This is a genomic window from Sorangium sp. So ce367 (genome assembly GCF_051520455.1).
GTDB classification, from domain to species: domain Bacteria; phylum Myxococcota_A; class Polyangia; order Polyangiales; family Polyangiaceae; genus Sorangium; species Sorangium cellulosum_B.
Genome location: NZ_CP150334.1, coordinates 7,973,165 through 7,987,600 on the forward strand (window position 1 = coordinate 7,973,165; position 14,436 = coordinate 7,987,600).

Below are 14,436 nucleotides of genomic sequence, written 5' to 3' on the forward strand. Positions count from 1 at the left end.
TGGATTGCCGCGCGTGCGATGCTCGGCGATCCTCTCGCCCGTGACCGCGCCGCTCCGCCTGCTGCTCCTCCCCGGCCTCGACGGCACCGGCGCGCTCTTCGAGCCGTTCCTCTCGACGCTGTCCGCCGACATCGCGCCGGAGGTCGTCTCCTACCCTGCGGACAGGGCGCTCGATTACGGCGCGCTCGAGGAGCTGGTCGCGGCGCGCCTGCCCGCGGACGGGCCGTATGCGCTGCTCGGCGAGTCGTTCTCGGGGCCGCTCGCGCTCCGGCTGGCCTGCCGGAGCGCCGGCCAGCTCGTCGGCGTGGTGCTCGTGGCCACCTTCGTCACGAACCCGGTGTGGCTCGTGCCGTCGCTGGCGCGGCACCTCGTCGGCCCGTGGCTCTTCCGGCGCCGCGCGCCGGAGCTCGTCTCGCGCCGCTACCTCGTCGGAGCGCGCGCCTCCGCCGCGTGGCTGGAGCGCGTGGCCGCGAACGTCGAGACCGTCGATCCCGCGGTGATGGCGGCGCGCGTGCGCGAGGTGCTCTCGGTGGACGCGCGCGCGGCGCTCCAGGGCTGCGCCGCGCCGCTGCTCTACGTGGGCGCCGCGGGCGACGCGCTGGTGCCGCCGCGCGTGCTGCGCGAGCTGCGCCGCATGCGGCCCGACCTGGAGTGCGTCACGGTCGACGCTCCGCACCTCGTGCTGCAGCTCGCGCCGGAGGCGTCGGCGCGCGCGATCGAGGGCTTCCTGAGGCGCGCGGCCGGCAAGGTCGAGGCCTGAGCGCCGCTCGCCTCGCCGCCCCCCGCGGGAGGCCGTGGCGGTGGCGAGGAGGGCCCGCCCCCCCACGCGCTCGGGATCAGCGGTTCACAGCGGCCTGTCCTTCGCCGCCGCCTCGAGCCAGTCCGCGCACGCGCCGTCCTCGGCGGGCGGCTGAACGCCCTTGAGGAGATACCACGCCTCCCGGTGCTCCGCGCGGGCGCCGGGCGATACGCGCTGCAGCGCGCCGAGCGACTCGATCTCGAGCATGTCCGCGTTCGTGAACGTCTCGAAGTTGCACCCCATGTCCGGGTACGTGGCGCCCTCGATGAACGGGAACCGCTTCAGGAACACGTTCCCGTGGTTCGCGTACGCCGCGTAGCCCTGGGTCACGAGCGCACCCACCTTCTGCGGCCCCTTGCCCGCGACCTGCCGCAGGCGGATCACGCGCTTGCCCCAGGTCCACCGGGGCTCGGCCATGTCGGTGTACGACCACAGCACGAGCGGCCGCGCCGGCAGGACGCGATCGGGGTGCGGGACGAACGGCGCCTGCGGGAACAGGCACTCGCCGCCGCCCGCCATCACGGAGAGCGACCACGGGGCGAACTCGACGGCATAGGCGCTGTGGTTCTCGATCGCGTGATCGATGACGAACCTGCCCGCCGCGGCGTCCGCCGCGATGCGGACCTCCTTCTGCATTCCGTACCTGTCCGGCGCGGTCCGGAGCACGAGCGCGCCGTTCTCCTCCCGGTGGTCGACCGGATCATTGTCGGGCTGCAACGTCCGCTGCTCGTCCTCGGGGCCGATCCAGAGCCGGTGACCGCCGTAGAACCTGTAGTGGGTCCCGCCTGTCGCGCCCATGTCCTCGGGGATCTCGGAGAACTCGTTCGGACCGCCGATGACGCCGTACCGGATGATGCGCGGGCCGATGTCGAGCGTGACGACGAGCTCCGTGTCACCGCAGACGAGGCGCGCGGCGCGCTTCCAACCACCGTAAGGGATGATCTCCATGCCGGAGGTCTCGTACCGCAGAACCGGAGGGCGGTTCAACCCCGACTGCCGCGCCCGCTCCCACGCCATCGCCCTGGACATCCGGCGCCGGAGCCGCCTCGCCCCGCGAGCGGCGCGGCCGCTCAGGTGCCGCTGCCGGCGAGGCGCTCCGGGGGCGCGAAGTCGGCCGGGCGGCCGCCGAGGCCCATCGAGATGACGCGCCGCCAGCGGAGGTCGCCGAGGTCGAGCGCGAGATCCTGCAGGTGCGGCAGCGCGTGCGCGCGGCTCGACGCGGCGGCGATCGCGCGGAGCAGCGGCACGACGAGGGGCGAGCGCTGCCGGGGCACGCCGAGCTGCTCGGCGAGCTCGTCGCCCAGCACGGCCCGGGAGAGGCCGCAGGAGACGGCCATGAACCGCTCGGCGCTCCGGCGCTCGCCGTCGGTCCGCGCGCTGCGCACCCTGCGGGTGAGCAGCGCGTCCACGAGCATGCGCGAGTCGTGGTCCGGCGCGCCCTGCGTCGCGAAGATCATCTCGGCCAGCCGTCGCGCGTCGGCGTAGGACCCGGGGATGAGCTCCGGCTCGACGCCGATGACGTGGGCCACGTAGCGCCAGAGGTGGACGAGGTCCTCCCTCTGGGCGGGCGCGAAGCGGTAGGCGAGCTTGTCGAGGCCGTCGATGACCGCGACCGAGAAGAGCAGCGCCGTCGCCACCATGTCGTGCTGGTTGATCGGCTCGCCCCAGAGGGCCGCCTGCCACCGGCCGCTCGCTCGGATGAGGCGCCGCACCTGCGCGTGCATGACGCGCACCTTGACGGTGATCGCGAAGCCCTCGCCGGAGCGGCGCATTCCGTTCGCCTGGCTCACGGCATAGACGAACCGGCTCGTCTCGGCGAGGCGGCGCTCGGCCTGCTCGCGGAGCCTCCCCGAGAAGACGAGCGGCTTGTTCCCGCCGGGCGACGCGTACCCGAGGATGAGCGACTGCATGGCGAGCAGGATCCCGCCGAGCACGCCCGTTCGCAGGAACGCCGCCCCGCCGCGGTTCACCGCCTCCCAGTCGACCCAGAGGGGCACGTGATCGACCGACGCGAAGAGCGCCCGCAGCTCGGCCGGGGCCTCTTTCACCGTGCGGTCATCGTCCATGCCGCGCATGCCGCGCGCGAGGGCAGCCTCCAGGAGGCGGAAGCCCTGGCCCGGCGGCATCGACGCGAACGCGTCCACGACGGCGTCGGCGACCGGATCGACGCGGAGCAGGAAGGGCCCCAGGCGATCGAGCTGGTCGCCGAAGCGACGGCGGGCGTCTGCGGTGTCCTGGAAGCGAGCGGGGATCGTCGCGTTCTCCATGGGCTGCAACAGGATATCCCTTGGCACACCGGCCGCGCTCCGCAAAGGCGACGCCCGCACGAAGCGGAGCTCCGCGGATCACCGCGGTGAGATCGCGCGCCCCCGCTGCGCAAGGCAGAACCTGAGCCCCTCCCGCAGGCTGCGCATCGGGTTCAGCTCATCGAACGCGACGCCGATCGCGACGAGCGTCTCCGCGACATGACCGCCCAGGCCGGTGAGGACGCAGCGCGCGCCGAGGAGCTGCACCGCCTGAGCCAGCTTGATGAGGTGCTGGGCGGTCATGGAGTCGATGAGCGTGACGCCGGTCAGATCGAGGATCACCCACTCGACGTCGCTGTCTTCCGCCACGCGCACGAGGAGCCGCTCGGTCACCTCGACGGCGCGCACCGAGTCGAACAGCCCGACGAGCGGGAGCGTGAGGATGCCGTGCCATATGTCGATGATCGGCACCGAGAGCTCCCGGATCGCGCACTCCTGGCGCTGGATGGTGTCCAGCTGATGCTCGAGCTCGCGCTTCGAGGCGGCGAGCGCGGCGAGCGCCTGGCTCTTCTGCTGCGTGGTCGCGGAGAGCTCGGAGAGAAAGACGCGCAGAGCCTCCTCGATCACCCCGAAGGCGTCGTGTTCGACCGCCGCCAGCTGCTTCAGCGCGAGCTCGACCTCTCCCGTGGACGCGAGCGCAACCGCGTCGATGACGCGTTGCATCCGGCCTTCCTCGATGGAGATCATGTTCTCGGATTCTTGCATGGGCTCCTGTGGGCGCAGCAGCGGTTGACCGGTGAGGAAGCGGAGTCACCGGGCTCCTGCGCGGGGTGGACCTCGCCGGCCCGCAGGGGAGGACGTGCTCGCGATGACCTGGTCTTGTGCGCCCGATCGCACGGCTCTACGTGTCCCAACATCCTACCTCGCGCTCGGGCGTGTGAATCGACGTTCGACCAAGATGGGATGGATAGCCTATCCCCGACGCCACTGAAATGAGCCTGGCCGGCTGATGCGCGCTTCCCCGCTGCCCGCTCTCGGGACCTCGTGTTCAATCGACCGAGCGAACGCAGCGAAACCCGGTCGAGACGTCACCTGCCTCACGATCATACGCCAGGCGGAACGTCGCTTTCGCCGTGCTGGCGGAGAAGTCCCACGATCCCCCCCGGAGCACGCCCTTGCTGCCGGTCGCCGGCACCTGGGGATCTGTCTGGGCGCCTCTGGCATACACGCCTGGGTCCCAGCCGTCGGCCACCCACTCCCAGACGTTGCCCGCCATGTCGAGCGCGCCCGACGGGCTCGCTCCGGCCTTGGCCGAGCCGACCTCCTGGGTGCCCCTGCCGCGCCCGCCACAGCCCTGCCCAGGAGACCGGGACACGACCGCGTGCGCGCACCCTGGCGGCTCGTTGCCCCACGGGTACTCGCGGCTGTCGGCGCCGCGCGCGGCGTATTCCCACTCGGCCTCGGTCGGGAGCCGCTTGCCGGCGAAGGCGCAGTACGCGGCCGCCTGCGCCTGGTCGACGCACGAGATCGGGTGTTGCGACTTCGCGGGATCCGCCGCGGTGCAGAGCGCGCCGCGCTGCTCGACGTCGGCGTCGGTCGCGCGGGGGCCGTGCAGGCCGCTCGGGGTGCACCGGCCCGCGTCGACGCAGCGCTGGTAGGCGGCGACCGTCACCTCGGTGCGATCGACGTCGAACGCGCGGGTGAGCGTCACCTCGTGGGGCGGGCGCTCGGATTTGCCGCCCTTCGCGCTGCCCATCGTGAAGCGACCCGCCGGCATCCGGACCATGTCGGGCGGGGATGGCGCCTTCACCGGGGGCGCGGTCAGGCCGCCGAGCGCGCGCGCCGGCGGCGCATCGTCGGGGGCGCGGTGGCGGACGAACGCGACGGCGCCTGCGCCGGCCGCAGCCAGCGCGGCCGCCGAGACCAGCGCGGGCAACAGGCGCCGCCGCGGGGCGGCCCTGGCGGCCTGGGGCGTGGGAGGGGGCGACGCCGGTTGCGGGGCTGCCTGCGGCGGCGCGCTCGTCGCCAGGCCACGCATCGTCGTGAGGGATGGCGCGGGCGGCGCGCCGGCGAGCGCGGTCCCAGCGGGCGCAGGCGCGCCGTCCATGGACGTGGACGCGAGCGCGCCGCCTTCATGCGCAGGGAGCGCGGCCGGCGGTTGCGCCGTGTCCGCCAGGCCCAGCGCGGCAGGGCCGGCAGCCACGCGCTCCGTCCCCGACACGCCCAGCGCCGCGCCCGCGGGCGGGCTGCCCGCTGCGAGCGCGACCGCGCCGGCGGGCGCGGCCGTCGCCATCGCGGCCTCGAGCGCTCCCCAGAGCTCGCCTGCCGTGCGGTAGCGCTCCCGCGGGTCAATCGCGAGCGCCCGGCTCACCACCGCCTCGACGGCGTCGGGCGCGCTCACGCCCGCGCCGCGCAGGCTCGGGCGGAACGCCGGATCGGTCGCGGCGATGTAGAGCTGCGTGACGTCGCTCCCGAGGAGGGCGCGGTTGCCCGAGGCCACCTCGATGAGCACCAGGGCGAGCGCGAAGACGTCGGTCCACGGCCCGGTCGCGCCGAAGCGGTGGTGAAACTGCTCCGGCGCGCCGTAATGGACGGTGAAGGCCCGGAGCGCGCTCCCCGTCTCGGCCATCGCCTGCGTCATGCTCGAGAGCTCGCCGAGCACCTTGGCGATGCCGAAGTCCAGCACCTTCATCGTGCGCCGGCCGCCGATCTCCGCGAGGAACAGGTTGGCCGGCTTGACGTCGCGGTGGGCGACGCCCTGCGCGTGCGCGACATCGAGCGCGTACGCCGCGGGCGCGAGGAGGGCGACCGCCTCGGCGAGCGGGCGCGCCGCCTCGCCGCGGGCGCGCCGCTCGGCGATCTCGCGGTCGAGCGGCACGCCATGAAGCCACTCGAGCACGAGATAGGGCGTCCACTCGCCCGACGGCGAGACCGCGGCGCCGGTGTCGAGGGCCTGCACGATGCCGGCGCTCGCCCGGGAGAGGCGGTGGAGGAGCCGCCCCTCGTCGAGGAGCATCCGCTGGAACGACGCGCGCTCCGCCGGGGCCAGCGATCCGAGCAGCTTCAGGCACTTGACCGCGACCGGCTCGTCGAACCCGAGGTGCTGGCCGCGGTAGACGACGCCGAACCCGCCCTCGCCGACCACGGCGTCGAGCCGGTACTTGCCGCCGATCGTCGCGCCCACCCAGCCGAAGGGATCCGAAGGTGCCATCTCGCGGCGCGAGTCTACACCGGGCGCCCCGGCCGCGCGGAGCTCGCGCCCAGAGTGGCGCCGAGCGCCCCATGCCGTCTGAGCCTCAGCGCCCGAGAGGATCCGGACGGATCCAGTGCGTGCCTGTGTCTCCAGGCCCCCTCAGGGCGCCCGCTCCTCGAACCCGCCCGGCCTCAGCGCCCGCTCGAAGAACGCGCACAGCTCCTCGTGCCGCGCGCGCGCGTCCGCGCGGCCTATCTCGATGAGCCGCCCCGCGAACTCCCCGTCGAACAGCAGGTAGGACAGGAAGTCGGCCTCGCGCTGCTCGTCTCCCTCGGCGAGGCGCCGCATCACGCGGCCGAGCACGCTCGTGGCCCGCGCGCGGAACGCCGGGGATCGCACGAACTCCGCTGCCAGGCTGCCGATGTCCTTGGATGCGCGGATGAGCAGCGACCGCATCGGCCGGAGCGCGCGCCCCGGCGGCAGCCCGAGCTCGTCGTTGAGCTCGCCGATGAAGCCCTCGCCATAGCGCCGCCGCCCCGCCTCCAGGATCCCGTTGATGCTCTCGAGCCGCGCCAGATCGTTGTCGATCCGGTCGAGCATCAGCGCGTTCAGCGTCTTGCCGAGCAGGAAGAGGGGCCCGGGGAAGCCCGGCGCGTCGCGCTCGGCCGCGCTCGACGCGGGCTCGATGTACCGCGGATTGACCACGATCACGCCGTCGGCCCCGAGGCGCCGCGCGGGCGACAGCGGGACGTTCTGGCGCAGCCCGCCGTCGCAGTAGAGCTCTCCGTCGATGTTCACCGGGCGGAACAGGATGGGGAGCGCGGACGAGGCGAGCGCGTGCTGCGCGCGGATCGCGGTGGCGCGGGGGGAGATCGTCGGGTCGTGGCTCCAGGGCGGCAGGCCGGGCTCGCGGCGGTGGACGAAGACGACGGTGCGGCCGCTCTTGACCAGCGTCGTCGACACGGTCAGCGCCGACAGGAGCCCCCTCTCGAGGTGGCCGTCGATCCGCTCGAAGGGCACGGCCTCCGCGATCTGCCGCTCGAGGCCCGACGTGTCGAGGAGCGCGGCGCGGCCGCCGCTCGCGGGCGCGCTCGCGGCGCCCCCGCGGAGCAGGTCGTGCCCGACCGCGAGCACGCCGCGCACGTCGAGGCGCACGAGGTCGTCGATGCGCAGGCGTGTCCAGACCCCGGCGAGCCGCCGCGCGCGGCTCCGCGCCTCGTCCGCGAACGCGGCGAGCCCACAGACGTTGATGGCGCCGACCGAGGTGCCGCACAGGATGTCGAGCGGCGCCTCGCGGCCGAGATCGCGAGAGACGTCCTCGAGGATGTGCTGCACCACGCCGACCTCGTAAGCGCCGCGCGCGGCGCCCCCGGCCAGGACGAGCGCGATCTTGGGGGCGCGGCCACTCCGGGTCGAGACGGGCGCCAGGTCAGCCATGTTCGCAGAATACCATGATCGCCATCGCGCCATGGGCCCTTTGGCGCGCGCTTCACGCGGCGCGCGCTCAACCCGGAGCGCGCTCGACCCGGCGCGCGCGCAACCCGGCGCGCGCGTGCTACACCCGCCGTGAGCGCGGGCATGGAGGCGCCCGATGACGGCAATCTACCTGGCCCTTGCCTACCTCCTCGGAGCGATCCCGACAGGCTACCTCTTCGGCCGGTTCGTCAAAGGGGTCGACCTCCGCGAGGTCGGCTCGGGGAACATCGGCGCGACGAACGTCCTGCGCGCCTTCGGCTGGGGGCCTGGCCTGGCCGTCCTCGCCGCGGATGTGGCGAAGGGCGCGCTCGTCGCCGGGCCCCTCGCGTCGTGGCTCTCCGTCGCGCCGGGCGGGTGGGTCGCCGCGGCGGGCGGTCTCACCGCGGTGCTGGGCCACGACTACACGATCTTCCTCGGGATGCGGGGCGGCAAGGGCGTCGCGACGTCCTGCGGTGTCCTGCTCGTGCTGGCGCCGCGGTCCACGCTCGCCACGCTGGCCGTCTTCGCGGTCGTCGTGCGGGCGACCCGCATGGTCTCGGCGGGCTCCCTCGCCGGCGCCCTCGCCCTGCCCCTCTTCCTCTGGCTCCTCGGCGAGCGGGGCGCCCCGGCCCTCTGCCTCTCGCTGCTCCTCGCCGCGCTCGTCTGGCTCAAGCACATCCCGAACATCCGGCGGATGCTCGCGGGCACCGAGAGCACGATCTCGTTCGGGAGGCGGCGCGACGACGAGCGCGACGGCCCGCCGCGCGACGGCGAGCGCCGCTGACGGCCGCGGCGTCGCTCGGCCGCCGAGCGCGGCGCTCGCTCACTTGGTCATGGTCTTCGTGAAGATCACCGCGCCTTGTTTGTCGATGAACTCGAACAGCAGGTTCCTCCCCTCGAACCGCAGGTAGGCGAAGCCCTCGGTCTTGTCCGTGAAGAAGAGCTGCCCCCGCTCGGTCGGGACCGAGGAGGAGACCGGGCGGGTCTTCGAGCCGGCGCCGCTGATGGGGAAATAGGTGTTCGGGCAGCCCTCGTCTCGCCCCTTGTCGATGAACTCGAGGTTGTGGTCGTGGCCGGCCATGTACATGTCGGCCTTGCAGTAGATGGCCTGCTGCAGGGCGAACATCCCGCTCATCCCGAGCGACGGGTTGTCCGAGGCGTGAACTCCGGACGTGTAGCGGGGGTGATGGCCAAAGACGATCTTCCACGTGGCGTCCGAGGCGGCGACCCGCGCGCTCATGTCGCGCGCCTGGTCATCGGAGGTGAAGTCGACGGTATCGATCCCGAAGAGATGGACGTCGCCGACGCGAACGTCGTAATACGAGGCGGGCATGTGCCACTTGGCGGTCAGCCGCATGCCGGGCCCGTCGCCCACGGGCAGCTGCGAATAGTCGATCTGCGCTTGCCGCACGCCGCTGCTGCTGGGGCCGTAGTCGTGGTTCCCCAGCACCGCGTAGAACGGGAGGCCGTTCAGCCCCGGCCTGTCGTAGGGCTGCTCGAACTTGGGGCCCCACTGCGTATCGATCGTGTCGACCACGCCGTGGTCGTAGAAATTGTCGCCGTTCATCATGACGGCGTGACAGCCCCCGACCTCGATGCACTTCTCGCTCATCCGATCGGCGACCTGGTTCTGCGCGAGGTTTCCCTCGCCGGTGTCGCCGATGGCGAGGATCCTGACGACATCATGGCGAGAGACGACGGCCCCGATGGCCTGTTCGCGGCCCGCGCCCGAGCCCGCTCCGGGGCCCGCGGCGCTCCCGCCGCTCGGCCCGGCGCCGATGCTCGCCGCGCCCGTGCTGGTCAGCTCATCGCCTGTCCCCTCGTGCGCTCCCGCGATCGGGATCGGCACGCTGTCCGCCACGCCGCAGCCCGCGCCGAACGCGACGGCCGGCGACGCGGAGAGGACCAGGGCAACAACGGACTTCGTGGAGATCGCGAGAGGACGAGCTGCGCGGCGAGGCTTCATCTGGCGCTCATTGTAACCAACGCCGGTCTCCGATGATCACCCGCCCAAAGCTTTGTTCGCCCCGGCGCGCCGGCAGCCCCGAGCACACCAGCTCTTCCACCCAGACCGGACACAGGCGTCAACACGGTATCCGCGCCGCGGACCGGCCGGAGCCATCGCCGCGACGCGCGCGCTGATCCCCGATCCGCCCCCCGGATCCCCCTCCCCTTCCGACAGAACCCTCAGGCCATCCAGAAGCCCGGGCTTCCCCCACGCTCCCCTGGAGCTCCCGCCGGCGCCCATGCCGTCCCCGCCCTCGGACCGGCCCCTCCAACGGTGCCCGTTTTCGCTTGACGTCAGCGAGATCACCACGTATCGAAGTTGAACATCACTTTCAATATCAACAACGGAGCCAACGTGATCCGAGAGACACCTCCTGCCCCGAGCCTGTACCGATGCGCAGCGCTCGCCGCTTTCCTCTGGTTCGACGTTCGCCAGGGAGAAGCCTCGTGAGCTCTCGCACGCCGCTCGCTGTCGTCCGCCCGCTCCCGTCGGGGTCCTCGTGCCTGCAGGAGCCCGCGAGCGAGGAGGGCTGGCCTCCGCCGCCGCACGATCCTCGCGAGCGCGAGCTCGCGCTCGTCGTCGCGGGCTGGGAGGTACGCCTCTTCGGCGGACGGAAGTTCGACTACTTCGTCACGCACGGCTTCTGGCACCTGCAGCTCTGGCACCCCGAGGCGCGCGTCTCGATACTGACGCCCTCGCGGCTCACACGCGGGCTCTACGAGGCGTATCCGATCGCGAACTGGAAGGCGCAGGCGCCCGACTACGACAAGCTCGCGACGCTCCTCGGCGGGCTGGTCGAGGCGAAGCTCCCGGAGCGGGTCGCGGTGCTCCGCCTCGAGCTCGCCCTCGTCGCCGAGGTCGTTCGAGGCCGCGGCGGGGCGGCGTCGTGACACCCACGCGGCGCGCGGAGATGCCCGCGCGCCGGCTCAGTACACGCGAAACTGCCCGCTCAGCACCAACAGCGAGAGCATGTGGAGCAACCTCGAGAAGTAGCGGGTCTCCCCGGTCGCCGGCGGCGTCGTCCACACCGCCTCGATGTAGTCGGCGCGATCGTCGTTCGTCGCGATCAGCCCGGTGACCCCGTTCATGAAGATGAGCGCCGACTCCGGCGTGGCGCTGAGCATCGCGCCGTTGATCTTGAAGACCGCGCCGTACTTGTCGATGCCCAGCTTCGAGAAGAACCCGAGCAGCCGGTCCGCCTCCTCCACTTGCCACGGGTCGACGCCGAACCAGACGTGGTCGAGCGCGAGGCTCAGCTGCGTGCGGTAGGCCTCGGAGCCGAAGTAGTCCCAGTTGAGCACCGGCGTGCCGTCGAAGTGGGCGCGCACCGGGATGAGCCCGGTGCTCGGGTGCGCGGCCCCCTGCCAGTGGATGCGCGCGCTGGCGGCGGCCTCGGACCAGAAGGGGTCGCGCATGGCCTGCGCCCAGAGCTCGTAATAGGCGGGCATCTCGATGGAGGGACGGGTGACGTCCGCCACCGAGACGTGCGGGTAGTCGTAGACGAGCTTCGTCGTCGAATCGAACGTGTTGGTAAACCCCGAGACGACCCCCCCGTTCAGGGCCTCCTTGTGGCGCATCACCTCGAGCAGGGCGATCGCGTCCCGCCCGTAGTCGATGGTCCCGGTGTCGCTCCCCCAGCGGCCGTGGGCGAAGAACAGCGCCATCGCGACCTGCTGGAGGCCAAAGGGATCGAAGCACGCCATCGGCATGCCCCCCGGGACGTCGCACCATGACACGAGATATCCCTGGCCGGGACCGGACTTGAGCTGGAGTGTGGACTTGGCGTATCTCCAGATCCGGTCGAACTCGTCTCGCTTGTCGAGCTCGACGGTGATGATCATCCCGAGGCCGATGCCCTCGGAGCGCACGTTATTGTGGTAGTCGTCCCAGATGTAGGCCTGTTCGGTGCCGGGCACCTGGTAGTAGACGGTCTCTTCGTCGCGATCGCCGTAGAAGAGCTGATCGAAGCTGTCCGCGATCTTGGCCGCGATCTCCTCGTCCGTCTTGCCGAGCACGTCGCGGAACGCGTTGGGGTACTCGGAGGGGCCCGTCAGCGGGCCGAGCTCATCGCTGCTCATCCGGTCGTAGCCGAGCGAATCCACCGTGGTCACACACCCAGGCAGCACACACACCGCCATCCAGGCACCGGCGACGCCGGAAGCTGCGCGGAACGAACGGAGGAGGGCAGGGCGACGCATGACCCAGAGTTTAGTTGTTTACATAGCGCCGTACCCGGGAAGCAAGCACGCTGTTCGGATGCCGGCGAAGAAATGCCGCGGCGCGCTGCGAGGCAGCGTCGGCGCGGCCGCTCTTCGCGAGCGCGTCGATCCGCAGGACCTCGGCCTCGAGGCTCAGCCGCCCGCGCGGATGCGCCCTGGAGTAGGCGTCCAGGAGCGAGAGCGCGCCTCGCGCGTTCCCGCTCGCGAGCATCGTGCGCGCCGCGTCCAGCGCGCCGAGCTCCGCCTCCAGGGCGCGGGGACCGGACGGCTTCGGATCGAGCTTCGTGGCCGCAGCGCTGCTGCCCCCCGCGAGCGCCGGGGCCATCGTCTCCTCCGCGAGAGCCTCCTCCGGCGCTGGCGCCTGTGCAGGCGGCTGCGCCCCCGTCTGCGCGACAGGATCGGCGAGCGCGGGGCCGAAGCGGTGCGCCGCGGCGACGTCCGGCGCGTCTTGCCCGCGCCAGGCGAGGTAGCCCGCCGGGATGCCGGCGAGCATGCCCACCGTCGAGAGCGCGACGAGGATCTTGGTCCAGCCGAGCTTCATGGCGAGCGACGAGGACGTCGCGGACACCCCTGCAGCGGAGAGCGCCGCAGGCGCCGCCACGCTGGCCGACAGGGCGGCAGCGCCGGCGAGTCCCAGCGCGGCCAGCGTCTTCGCGCGCGTCTCCGGTGACGTGGGATACGACGCGCCTGCGCTCAGCAGCGCGCGTTCGAGCGGGTTGTCGCTCTCCTCCAGTAGGCGACGTGGTTCCATCATCGTCTCACCTCGCTCGTCGAAACGAGCTCCAGCGCGCGGACGCGCTCACGAAAATCGGCCCTGGCCCTTCGCAGCCGAGAGGCCACGGTGCCCTGCGGGATCCCCAGCACGCCGGCGATCTCCACCATGCTCATCTCCTCGAACTCGTACAGCACGAACACGGTCCGCAGATCGGACTCCATCTGGTCGAGGACCTGATCGAGCATCTGTCGCGCGTGTTTCTGGCTGGTGAGCTGCTCGGGTGTCGCAGCGTCCACAACCTCCGGCGGCTCGGCCGCGGGGAACTCTCGCCGGCGCGCGGCGCTGCGGCGCGCGTGGGCGGCTACGTGAAGCGCGGTCTGGAGAAGAAAACTCTTCTCGGCGCCCGGCCGGACGTCGTCCAGCCGCTGCGCGGCGGCGATGAAGGTGCGCTGCACCGCATCGTCGATCTCGGCAGCAGGGGTCCCCGCGTTGCGGAGCACCCGCCCGATGAAGTCAAGATGAGCGTCCACCATCCGTCGCAGGCGCGCGTCCCGCTGCTTCACGTTCGCCGCCGATGGAGCCACGCTCGCCGGCTCGCTGTCAGGCAAAGCAGGCGATGTCATGACGTCGGCAACCATGCTCACCGCGAGGCGAGGCATGAGACCAGTGAAGAACGGACTCTACCGGGAAGCAATGGGCGACAGCCAGAGCGGAACATTGTCCTCGGGTCGGGGGGGGCAGCGTGCCTGCGGCCCAGCTTCCGGATGCCGTCCATGGGTCATAATTCCCAGCGCGAGTCGGAGTGATCACAGAATCCTGGCTTAGAAGTTGTGCACGATTCCAACGCCAACGAGCGGCGAGATCGCCGGCGTCTCGCCGACGGTTTCTGCAGACCACCCCATCGTGAACCGCCGGTGAACGAGCGGCACGAGGACGCCGGCCTCGAGCTCGAGGGCGGTCCCCCCGCCGAGGAGCGCAGCGGCGCGCGCGAAGCCTCCCGCGCTCCACCACGATCGCACCGCGGACTCCGGGTTCGAGATACCTCGTCCCGTCGCCGCGAGCCAGCCGCCGGCGGCGACGACGCACGGCTCTGCGCTGACGACAGGGCCGAGCTGCCAGCGCACCGGGCACGCGGAGAGGGCCGCGGCCGCCCACTGGATGAGGACGCTGTCGCCGCCCGACAGCAGGTCGTTCCGGGCGTACATCAGCGAGAGGCCGAACGAAGGGTTCAACGGGCCCTCGACGTGCGGGGTCACCCGGGCGCCGAGGGCGCCGCCCAGGCTCACATGAGGTGCGACGACGTGGGTCACCACGGCGTGCGCGCCGAGCGCGAACTTGAGCGGCGGCGCCTCTCGCGGGGCGACCGGCGGCGCCGGGGGGGCAGCGGGCGGCGGCGGCGCAGGGGGAGCGAGGGGCGCGGTCACCTCGACCACCTCGTCGAGCGAGAGCGCCGCGGTGAGCGAGAGCGCCTGGACCACGACATCGCACGACGTGGCATCGACGGTGCGCGTGTCGGTCTCGCCGCCCGCGTGAACGACGCGCAGCTCGCCGTGGACCCCAGCCCCGCCGCGGCTCAGCCGGACGCGGACACCCCAGCCGTCCTCTCCGTCCGCCGCGAGGCGCACGCGGTCCGACCGGGCACGGAGGCCCTCGTAGAACTGGTCGGCGGTCGAGCAGTCCGCCGGGGCATCGAAGTCGATGCGAATAGGGATCGGCGCCGGCGCCGCGGTGGCCGAGGACCAACCGAGGACGACGAGCTCGATGAGCGAGATGCCGTCACCGGAAGCCACGGGCCCGAAGG

The 14,436-nt window shown here is 72.3% G+C and carries 13 protein-coding genes; 3 read left to right on the forward strand and 10 right to left on the reverse strand.

The features are described from left to right. Positions 1-13: 13 nt before the first annotated feature. Positions 14-760, forward strand: coding sequence for an alpha/beta fold hydrolase (locus WME97_RS30020; RefSeq protein WP_437542411.1), 747 nt, complete (start codon positions 14-16; stop codon positions 758-760). Positions 761-844: 84 nt separating this feature from the next. Here WME97_RS30020 and WME97_RS30025 read toward each other — a convergent pair whose 3' ends face one another. The 5 genes from WME97_RS30025 to WME97_RS30045 all read right to left on the reverse strand — a co-directional run bounded on the left by WME97_RS30025 (position 845) and on the right by WME97_RS30045 (position 7,675). After that, complete coding sequence (locus WME97_RS30025; protein ID WP_437542412.1) at positions 845-1,747, reverse strand: hypothetical protein; 903 nt, start codon at positions 1,745-1,747, stop codon at positions 845-847. A 122-nt stretch (positions 1,748-1,869) separates the two neighbouring features. Further along, on the reverse strand, positions 1,870-3,066 hold the full coding sequence (locus tag WME97_RS30030; RefSeq protein WP_437542413.1) for an oxygenase MpaB family protein: 1,197 nt from the start codon (positions 3,064-3,066) through the stop codon (positions 1,870-1,872). Positions 3,067-3,144: 78 nt separating this feature from the next. After that, positions 3,145-3,810 (reverse strand): STAS domain-containing protein, encoded by a 666-nt coding sequence (locus WME97_RS30035; protein ID WP_437542414.1) that lies wholly within the window; start codon positions 3,808-3,810, stop codon positions 3,145-3,147. Between the two features lie 283 nt (positions 3,811-4,093). Beyond that, positions 4,094-6,256 (reverse strand): SUMF1/EgtB/PvdO family nonheme iron enzyme, encoded by a 2,163-nt coding sequence (locus tag WME97_RS30040; protein ID WP_437542415.1) that lies wholly within the window; start codon positions 6,254-6,256, stop codon positions 4,094-4,096. Positions 6,257-6,397: 141 nt separating this feature from the next. After that, entirely contained in the window at positions 6,398-7,675 is a 1,278-nt protein-coding gene (locus WME97_RS30045) for a patatin-like phospholipase family protein (protein ID WP_437542416.1), read from the reverse strand. A 154-nt stretch (positions 7,676-7,829) separates the two neighbouring features. On the opposite strand from WME97_RS30045, the gene plsY reads away from it, so the two are divergent. Further along, complete coding sequence (gene plsY, locus WME97_RS30050) at positions 7,830-8,477, forward strand: glycerol-3-phosphate 1-O-acyltransferase PlsY (protein ID WP_437542417.1); 648 nt, start codon at positions 7,830-7,832, stop codon at positions 8,475-8,477. 39 nt (positions 8,478-8,516) lie between these two features. Here plsY and WME97_RS30055 read toward each other — a convergent pair whose 3' ends face one another. Further along, a complete protein-coding gene (locus WME97_RS30055; protein WP_437542418.1) occupies positions 8,517-9,659 on the reverse strand; it encodes a purple acid phosphatase family protein in 1,143 nt (380 codons plus the stop codon). A gap of 488 nt (positions 9,660-10,147) precedes the next feature. Between WME97_RS30055 and WME97_RS30060 the strand changes: the two genes are divergently transcribed. Beyond that, entirely contained in the window at positions 10,148-10,591 is a 444-nt protein-coding gene (locus WME97_RS30060; protein WP_437542419.1) for a hypothetical protein, read from the forward strand. Between the two features lie 36 nt (positions 10,592-10,627). Here the strand turns inward: WME97_RS30060 and WME97_RS30065 are convergent, their stop codons facing one another. From WME97_RS30065 to WME97_RS30080, 4 genes are all read right to left on the reverse strand, one after another. Beyond that, positions 10,628-11,899, reverse strand: a complete 1,272-nt coding sequence (locus WME97_RS30065) for a glycosyl hydrolase family 8 (RefSeq protein WP_437542420.1) — start codon at positions 11,897-11,899, stop codon at positions 10,628-10,630. Between the two features lie 10 nt (positions 11,900-11,909). After that, complete coding sequence (locus WME97_RS30070) at positions 11,910-12,674, reverse strand: hypothetical protein (protein WP_437542421.1); 765 nt, start codon at positions 12,672-12,674, stop codon at positions 11,910-11,912. Further along, positions 12,671-13,258, reverse strand: a complete 588-nt coding sequence (locus WME97_RS30075) for an RNA polymerase sigma factor (protein ID WP_437542422.1) — start codon at positions 13,256-13,258, stop codon at positions 12,671-12,673. The genes WME97_RS30070 and WME97_RS30075 overlap by 4 nt, the downstream gene beginning before the upstream one ends. 198 nt (positions 13,259-13,456) lie before the next feature. Beyond that, on the reverse strand, positions 13,457-14,425 hold the full coding sequence (locus WME97_RS30080) for a hypothetical protein (RefSeq protein WP_437542423.1): 969 nt from the start codon (positions 14,423-14,425) through the stop codon (positions 13,457-13,459). Positions 14,426-14,436 lie beyond the last annotated feature (11 nt).

Bases quoted from the DNA above. Each gene is read 5' to 3' on its own strand.
- WME97_RS30025 (WP_437542412.1), bottom strand. From the start codon at position 1,747: ATGGAGATCATCCCTTACGGTGGTTGGAAGCGCGCCGCGCGCCTCGTC.
- WME97_RS30035 (WP_437542414.1), bottom strand. From the start codon at position 3,810: ATGCAAGAATCCGAGAACATGATCTCCATCGAGGAAGGCCGGATGCAA.
- WME97_RS30040 (WP_437542415.1), bottom strand. From the start codon at position 6,256: ATGGCACCTTCGGATCCCTTCGGCTGGGTGGGCGCGACGATCGGCGGC.
- plsY (WP_437542417.1), top strand. From the start codon at position 7,830: ATGACGGCAATCTACCTGGCCCTTGCCTACCTCCTCGGAGCGATCCCG.
- WME97_RS30055 (WP_437542418.1), bottom strand. From the start codon at position 9,659: ATGAAGCCTCGCCGCGCAGCTCGTCCTCTCGCGATCTCCACGAAGTCC.
- WME97_RS30075 (WP_437542422.1), bottom strand. From the start codon at position 13,258: ATGACATCGCCTGCTTTGCCTGACAGCGAGCCGGCGAGCGTGGCTCCA.
- WME97_RS30065 (WP_437542420.1), bottom strand. From the start codon at position 11,899: ATGCGTCGCCCTGCCCTCCTCCGTTCGTTCCGCGCAGCTTCCGGCGTC.
- WME97_RS30030 (WP_437542413.1), bottom strand. From the start codon at position 3,066: ATGGAGAACGCGACGATCCCCGCTCGCTTCCAGGACACCGCAGACGCC.
- WME97_RS30070 (WP_437542421.1), bottom strand. From the start codon at position 12,674: ATGATGGAACCACGTCGCCTACTGGAGGAGAGCGACAACCCGCTCGAA.
- WME97_RS30045 (WP_437542416.1), bottom strand. From the start codon at position 7,675: ATGGCTGACCTGGCGCCCGTCTCGACCCGGAGTGGCCGCGCCCCCAAG.